7 protein-coding genes are annotated in these 5,156 nt (G+C 69.8%); 5 read left to right on the top strand and 2 right to left on the bottom strand.

Annotated elements, in window-relative coordinates; translation table 11 throughout:
- The 4 genes from FNH04_RS40910 to ygfZ form a co-directional block, all read left to right on the top strand.
- On the top strand, nucleotides 1-634 hold a 634-nt coding region (locus FNH04_RS40910; RefSeq protein ID WP_152791254.1), incomplete at its 5' end, for a hypothetical protein.
- Nucleotides 635-923: 289 nt separating this feature from the next.
- The gene (locus FNH04_RS40905) at nucleotides 924-1,499 is read left to right on the top strand and encodes an FABP family protein (RefSeq protein WP_152791253.1); all 576 of its coding nucleotides are present in this window, start codon (nucleotides 924-926) and stop codon (nucleotides 1,497-1,499) included.
- Nucleotides 1,500-1,573: 74 nt separating this feature from the next.
- Nucleotides 1,574-2,008: a Fur family transcriptional regulator gene (locus FNH04_RS40900; protein ID WP_322725332.1), complete on the top strand. Its 435-nt coding sequence runs from the start codon at nucleotides 1,574-1,576 to the stop codon at nucleotides 2,006-2,008.
- 33 nt (nucleotides 2,009-2,041) lie between these two features.
- The gene (gene ygfZ, locus FNH04_RS40895) at nucleotides 2,042-3,013 is read left to right on the top strand and encodes a CAF17-like 4Fe-4S cluster assembly/insertion protein YgfZ (RefSeq protein ID WP_152791252.1); all 972 of its coding nucleotides are present in this window, start codon (nucleotides 2,042-2,044) and stop codon (nucleotides 3,011-3,013) included.
- A 12-nt stretch (nucleotides 3,014-3,025) separates the two neighbouring features.
- Here ygfZ and FNH04_RS40890 read toward each other — a convergent pair whose 3' ends face one another.
- On the bottom strand, nucleotides 3,026-3,784 hold the full coding sequence (locus tag FNH04_RS40890; protein WP_152791251.1) for a hypothetical protein: 759 nt from the start codon (nucleotides 3,782-3,784) through the stop codon (nucleotides 3,026-3,028).
- Nucleotides 3,785-3,814: 30 nt separating this feature from the next.
- Entirely contained in the window at nucleotides 3,815-4,240 is a 426-nt protein-coding gene (gene dtd / locus FNH04_RS40885; protein WP_152791250.1) for a D-aminoacyl-tRNA deacylase, read from the bottom strand.
- A 267-nt stretch (nucleotides 4,241-4,507) separates the two neighbouring features.
- On the opposite strand from dtd, the gene FNH04_RS40880 reads away from it, so the two are divergent.
- Complete coding sequence (locus FNH04_RS40880) at nucleotides 4,508-5,125, top strand: RsiG family protein (protein WP_152791249.1); 618 nt, start codon at nucleotides 4,508-4,510, stop codon at nucleotides 5,123-5,125.
- Nucleotides 5,126-5,156 lie beyond the last annotated feature (31 nt).

The following is a 5,156-nucleotide window of genomic DNA, read 5'->3' as shown; positions in this document are numbered from 1 at the left end:
GTCCGACGGCCGCTGGGAGTACCCGGAGCTCACCCGGCCGCCCCTGCCCTCCGGCAGCCCCGCCCCCTTCGCCGATGCCAACAAGTCGGGCACCCACCACGCCGACCTGCGCGACCTCGTGCTGCCCGCCCCCAAGGGAGCCAAGGCCGACAAGGCGCTGCGCGGCGAGGACGGCTGGCTGGCGACGGAGGACTTCCTGGCGGAGTACCCGGAGAAGGAGGACCGCGAGGAGCTCGAACAGCTGCTCACCGACAACGGGCTGCGGCACGTCGCCGCACGCGGCTGGACCACGCAGGACGGTACGCACACACGGATCTACCTGCTGCGGTTCAACACGGCCGCGGTCGCCGACGAGGTCTTCTCGACCGGTCTCATCAGCTACGACGCACCGCTGTACGAGGTACGCGGCGCCGAGGAGTCCGACAAGGACGACGACCTGCCGTGGGAGGCCCGGCTCGGCGGCCTCACGTACAACCTGTACGCCGAGGCCAAGCCGTACGGCACCGAACAGGTCCGCCAGGCCTACCTCTCCGCCGGGGACACCGTCGCCGTGATCGTGCAGTCCCGCAAGGGCACCGCCAGGGCCGTCCCGTTCCAGCAGACGGTGGTCCTGCAGAGTCAGCTGCTGGGCTGAGGGGCCCGAGCGTCCTGAGCCCGCCGATGGCGCCCTGGCACCGAAGGCCGGATCCCCGCCGCGTAAGCTGGGGTCCGGCCTTCTGCGTACCGCGTACCGCCGTACCGCCCTCTCCGCTCATCCGAGGAGCCCTGCCGTGGAGATCTTCTTCGAAATCCTGCTGGTCCTGGTCGCCGTCGGCGTCCTCGCCTTCGCCGGGCTGACCGTGAAGAAGCTGTACCAGGGCCAGCGCTGACCCCCACACCCCACCCGCCCTCATCACAGACGTAACGAGACTTCTGAGCTGCTCATGATCGAGATCCCGTCCGACCTGCACAAGGACCTCGTCCCCCTCGCCTTCCTGCTCGGTGACTGGGCCGGCGCGGGCGTGCACGACTTCCCCGGCTCCGAGAAGTGCAACTTCGGTCAGGAGGTCACCTTCACCCACGACGGCCGGGACTTCCTGGAGTACCACTCCCACACCTGGGTGCTGGACAACGACGGCAACAAGGTCAGGCCGCTGGAGACGGAGTCCGGCTTCTGGCGGATCGACGCCGACCGCAAGGTCGAGGTGACGATGGTCCGCAACGACGGGGTCGTCGAGGTCTGGTACGGCGAGCTGGCCGACAAGAAGCCGCAGATCGACCTGGTCACCGACGCGGTCGCGCGGACGGCGGCCTCGGGGCCGTACACCGGCGGCAAGCGGCTCTACGGCTATGTCAAGAGCGACCTGATGTGGGTCGGCGAGAAGCAGACCCCCGAGGTCGAGCTGCGCCCCTACATGTCGGCGCACCTGAAGAAGGTCGTCACCCCGGAGGACGTCGAGCGCTGGGCGAAGGCCCTGCCGGACGACCTCCCGGACGACGGGATCGCCTTCTTCAAGTAGGCCGGACCGCCTGCGCTTCAATCAGGACCACTTTCCTCAAGTGGACACGCTCAGGTCGTCCTAGACTTTCCGGTGTGGTGAGCACCGACTGGAAGAGCGACCTCAGGCAGCGCGGCTACCGACTGACGCCGCAGCGCCAGCTTGTCCTGGAAGCCGTGGACACCCTGGAGCACGCGACCCCCGACGACATCCTCGCGGAAGTGAGGAAGACGGCGTCGGGGGTCAACATTTCCACCGTGTACCGGACCCTCGAGCTCCTGGAGGAGCTGGGACTGGTCTCGCACGCCCATCTCGGGCACGGGGCCCCGACGTACCACCTGGCCGACCGGCACCATCACCTCCACCTGGTCTGCCGCGACTGCACGACAGTGATCGAGGCCGATGTCGACGTGGCCGCCGAGTTCACGGCCAAGCTACGGGCGACGTTCGGCTTCGACACGGACATGAAGCACTTCGCGATCTTCGGCCGGTGCGAGAACTGCTCCCGCACTTCAGAACCCTCTCCCTAAAGTCTTCAACTACCGAGTCGTAGGCTTGTTGATATGAAGAGTCCCCTGCTGTTGCTGCCCGGCGCCGTCCCCGCCGAGGGTGTGGACGAAGGCGTCGCCGCCCACTACGGCGACCTGTTCCGCGAGCAGCGAGCCCTCGCCGACGGCACCGGATTCGTCGACCTCTCCCACCGGGGCGTCGTCACCGTCTCCGGCGACGACCGGCTCAGCTGGCTGCACCTGCTGCTCACCCAGCACGTCAGCGAACTCCCGCCGCACCAGGCCACCGAGGCGCTCATCCTCTCCGCGCACGGCCATATCGAGCACGCGCTGTACCTGGTGGACGACGGCGAGACGGTCTGGGCCCACGTGGAACCCGGCACCCAGGGCGCGCTGATCGCGTATCTGGAGTCGATGAAGTTCTTCTACCGGGTCGAAGTCGCCGACCGCACGAACGACTTCGCGGTCCTCCATCTGCCGGCCGGTTCGATCGCGGAGACACCGGAGGGTGTCGTGGTCCGTGAGACGCCGTACGGACGCGACCTCTTCCTCCCGCGTACGGACCTGGAGCCGTACGTCGAGAAGGGCGGCGTCGGTCCGGCGGCCGGGTTGCTCGCGTACGAGGCCCTGCGCGTCGAGCACCACCAGCCGCGGCTCGGCTTCGAGACCGACCACCGGACCATCCCGCACGAGCTGGGCTGGCTCGGGACCGCGGTCCACCTCCAGAAGGGCTGCTACCGGGGCCAGGAGACGGTCGCCCGCGTCCAGAACCTGGGCAGGCCCCCGCGCCGGCTGGTCTTCCTGCACCTCGACGGCAGCGAGGTTCACCTGCCGCCGCACGGCACGGAGCTCCGCCTCGCCGGTGACGGGCCGGACGGCCGGAAGATCGGCTTCGTGACCACGTCCGTACGCCACCACGAGCTGGGCCCGGTGGCACTCGCGCTGGTCAAGCGGAACGTGCCGACGGACGCGCCCCTGATGGCGGATACGACGGCGGCGGCGCAGGAGGTCGTGGTCGAGCCCTGACGGCCGGGGCCGCTAACGCAGGTTTCGCTCCACCTTGGCGACCTGGGCGCGGACGAGTTCCTCCTCGGGCTCGGGCGTGAGCTCTTCGCGCCGCTCAGCGGTCAGGCCGGGGCCGAAGACGGTGTCGGCCGTCACGATGGTGATCAAGCCTTGGACGCGTACGACGGTGAAGTTCTGGTAGAACGAGGCCGAGTTCAGCGAGTACCGCAGCGTCTCGTCGCCCAGCGCCGGCGCCTTCTCGGCCCGGAAGACGGCCTGCCTGGGGCCTTTGCTGCCGACGTTCTCGAACTCGATCGCCCCGCACGTCTCCAGCGCGCTCCGCAGCGCTGCCATCCGAGCCTTCGCGTCGGTCTCCGACCAGCCGACGAGCGCCATCCGGTGCAGGTCCAGCCCTTCGCTGGGCCGGTGGAGCTGTGCCCTGGCGTTGACCGCCTCCGCCTGCGCCTTGGTATGCGGGTTGCGCAGCACCGCGCACTCCGTCGGCCTGACCGTCTCCGAGGCCTCCGCCGGAGGGCTGCTGGGACCGGCGGCGGTGGTGTGGGAGACCTCGAAGCCGCTCGGGGTCTCCGCCGTGGTGAGCAACGCGGCCTTCAGCTGCTTCGCGGTGTAGGGGGAGGAGAGGGGGACTGCCCGGTCCTGCTTCCCGGCTTTCGCGCTTGTGCTCTCCTCGGTGCTCTCCTCGGTTTTGGTGCCCGTCTCGGTCTTCCCCTCGGCCGAGCAGGCCACCAGCGCGAGCAGCGCGGCTCCGATGACGTACGCGGATCTCTTCATGATCCCCTCACAGGACGACGGCAGCGGTGATCAGATATCGATCAATACCGTGAAGGGACCGTCATTCGTCAAGGACACCCGCATCTTGGCGCCGAAGCGGCCCGTGGCCACCGTCGCGCCCAGGGAGCGCAGCTGGGCGACCACCTCGTCCACCAGGGGCTCGGCGAGCTCGCCGGGCGCGGCGGCGTTCCAGGTGGGTCGGCGCCCCTTGCGGGCGTCGCCGTACAGCGTGAACTGACTCACGACCAGCAGCGGCGCGTCGATGTCGCTGCACGACCGCTCCTCGCTGAGCATGCGGACCGACCAGAGTTTGCGGGCGAGCTGGGCCGCCTTCTCCTTGGTGTCGGAGTGCGTGACACCGACGAGCACGCACAGCCCCTCGCCGTCGATCTCGCCGACCGTCTCGCCGTCCACGACGACGCTCGCGCCGTCCACTCGCTGTACCACCGCACGCATGGGGACCATGATGCCGTGCGACGCCGCGTCACTCGTCCGGGGGTATTGACGCGCCCCGGGAAGAGTGCTGGAAGCGGTTTCGGCAGGCCCTCCTCACCCGGCGGCCGCCCCGGTGACCCGTGTGATGGTCCTTATTGATCCTTAACCCACCATCTGGGGCCGATCGGGGGCACTCGCTCACATAGGGGCTACTTGGGGTGGCACGATGCGTGTGTGGTGGTGCGTGCGTGGGGTGCACCGCGCCGGTCGAGGGGACGGTTGAGACACATGAGCACATCGAGTACGAGCACCAGTGGTACGGGGCAGTGGCCGCTGGAGTGGGTGCGGTGGGCCGTCGGGGGCACGCATCGCGCGCCCGTGCAGCGCACGGACAGCCCGCCGCCGCCCGCGCCCGAGTCGTCCCGTGACGACCTGACGGTGCTCCGGCTGTCCGAGCTGCGGTCCCTGCGCCGGGACGCCCAGCAGGACGAGGCCGACCTCAGCTATGTGCGGCGGCTCCTCCAGGGGCGTATCGACATCCTGCGCGCCGAGCTCGCGGGGCGCGGCGGGGAGACGGCGCCCCAGGACCTGGTCGACCGGCTCCCCGAGATCCTCAAGGACGCACCCGCCCGGCACCGTTCCTCGGCCCGCCATGTGACCCTGGGCACCCCGCAGAGCGAGGAGTTCCGGGCCCTGGCCGCCGACATGCTCGCCGAGGTGGAGCTGTCCGACCTGAAGGCCCGTACGGACGAGGAGCTCGGCGCGGGACTGCGCCGCCTCGTCCGCTGCGAACAGCAGGTCTCCCGCCGCCGCCGCCAACTCCAGCGCACGGCGGACGACTGCAGCGCGGAGATCGCCCGCCGGTACCGGGACGGGGAAGCGCAGGTGGACGACCTGCTCGTGTGAGGGAGCGGTGCTCCGCAGGGGGCGGGGGAGG

The sequence above is a fragment of the Streptomyces phyllanthi genome (assembly GCF_009377205.1).
Taxonomy (GTDB): domain Bacteria; phylum Actinomycetota; class Actinomycetes; order Streptomycetales; family Streptomycetaceae; genus Streptomyces; species Streptomyces phyllanthi.
The sequence above is the reverse complement of the archived record's forward strand: the minus strand, read 5'-3'. Positions and strand labels throughout refer to the sequence as shown.